Annotated in this window: 2 protein-coding genes and 1 pseudogene; 2 read left to right on the top strand and 1 reads right to left on the bottom strand. The window is 43.9% G+C overall.

Translation table 11 applies throughout. The features are described 5' to 3' along the window. A partial coding sequence (locus tag HP456_RS23610) for a ParM/StbA family protein (protein WP_172255585.1) occupies positions 1-880 on the top strand: 880 nt, incomplete at its 5' end. Positions 881-889: 9 nt separating this feature from the next. Then, positions 890-1,495 carry a hypothetical protein gene (locus HP456_RS23605; RefSeq protein ID WP_172255583.1) on the top strand — a complete coding sequence of 202 codons (606 nt, stop codon included), beginning with the start codon at positions 890-892 and terminating at the stop codon, positions 1,493-1,495. Between the two features lie 51 nt (positions 1,496-1,546). Here the strand turns inward: HP456_RS23605 and HP456_RS23600 are convergent. Beyond that, positions 1,547-1,728: pseudogene (locus tag HP456_RS23600) on the bottom strand (hypothetical protein); the annotation flags it as partial.

Below are 1,728 nucleotides of genomic sequence, written 5' to 3'. Positions count from 1 at the left end.
GATCATGCTGTTTGCTTCTTTAGCAATGGATGCTGCCGAACAGGATACTGTTTTTAAAAAGAATAATAATGTCATAGAAGCTAATTACACACTTGGTACAGGTCTTCCCCTTCGTGAAGTGAAGGAAGGAAAAGATGTCGGTTACCGTTCTAAACTTCTTGGATCAGTGCATCAGGTGGAATTTCTTGTGACACCGCGTCACCAAGGCATCAAAGTAAATATTAAATTCGAAGAAGTGAAAGTGTATCCAGAAGGATTCGCTGCCTTCATTAATCTTGTGATGGATAATAACGGCAATATCATCAATAAAGACCTGATCGACAAGCGTATCCTGATTCAGGATATCGGTGGATTGTCTACGGATATCGCCGTGATCAAGAACCGTAAAGTAGATGATGACAAGGCGCAGGGCTTTAATCTTGGAGTGTCTGAATCACTTGAATTGATCCGTGAAGAAATCCGCTCGAAATACAGCATAGAATTGGACAGCCGCCGTGATGTAGTGGAAATCATCACGAAGAAAAACGACCGGAATCATATCATGGTAAAAGGAAGCCGTACAAGCGTGCATGAAATCGTAGACCGTATCCTTGTTGAGCTTGCGAAGAAACAATACCGTCACCTGCGCAATATGTGGCAAAAGAACTCCCAGACTGAAATCTGCTACTTCATCGGAGGCGGATCAAGCGTTCTAAAGGAATATATCAAGACACTTAACAACAATCTTGACGGCTACAATATCGATTTCTTTGAAGATGAAAATGAGAGCATTTGGATGATGGCGAATGCGTATTACAAATTAATCGCTGATTTCTCAAGAAAGAATCAAAAGCAGGATCATAAAAAAGAAGACGAGAAAAAATTAGCGAAGACCAAATAGGGTGATTTTATGAAAGAAAAGGGGATGTCAAGGGGGCAGCCGATCACATTTCGAATCCCCTCCGATACACCTGATCACATACTGAAACATTTGCAGAAGCTCAAGGAAACAGAGAAGCGCAATTTCTCCAGTAAAATCGCTGAGCTTGTTGTAAGTGGGGTCAATGATTCAGTTTTAAAGCAGCGTGAAGCGATTACCATCCCGCTGCCCAGAGTGCTGGATAAATCCCAGCGTGACTGGCTGAAGCATGAGCATTCCGAAGCTTTACTGGGAAGTATCGTATATCAGTTATTAACAAATCCTGTCCGGACCGCTTCCCTCCTCGCTTCATTAAGCAGCAGTGCCCTGGATATTGATGAGGCATTGTATCTTCAGGAGGAAACCGCAGCAGGAAAGGATACCGCTTCCTCGCGGGAATGGTCGATCGATTCCGTGATTGACGACCAGGATGATGAACCGGCAGTGGAAGAACGGACACATTCAACAGATGAGGATCTTGATGACTTCGATTGGAATAGCGCCATGAAAACACAGGACCCTGCTGATGAAAAGGAACCGGAAGAAGAATCGATGGAAGACTTGCTAGGTGACTTCCTTTCACAGATGAATAAATAATCGAAGGCCCGTCCTGCACCAAGTTACAGTGGTGAAGAGACGGGCCATTTTTTAATGTTCATGAGAAGTGTCGGAATTTTCCTCTTCGGAATCACGGTTTTTGAGGAAGAAATGTTCCCCTGTAAAGATAAGGATCATAAAGGCAAGCGATACGCCGACTACCAGCAGGTCTGATTGAGCTTTTACCCAGATGAAGGCTGCCAGGACAATGGCATCAAGGATGAGTGCAGACA

It is taken from the genome of Bacillus haikouensis (assembly GCF_013179555.1).
In the GTDB taxonomy this organism is placed as follows: Bacteria; Bacillota; Bacilli; order Bacillales; family Bacillaceae_B; genus Rossellomorea; species Rossellomorea haikouensis_A.
Note: the sequence above shows the minus strand (reverse complement) of the source record. Positions and strands in the feature narration are given on the sequence as shown.

What these genes read in the sequence shown, in the direction of transcription:
- HP456_RS23605 (WP_172255583.1), top strand. Translation starts at nt 890, where the DNA reads ATGAAAGAAAAGGGGATGTCAAGGGGGCAGCCGATCACATTTCGAATC.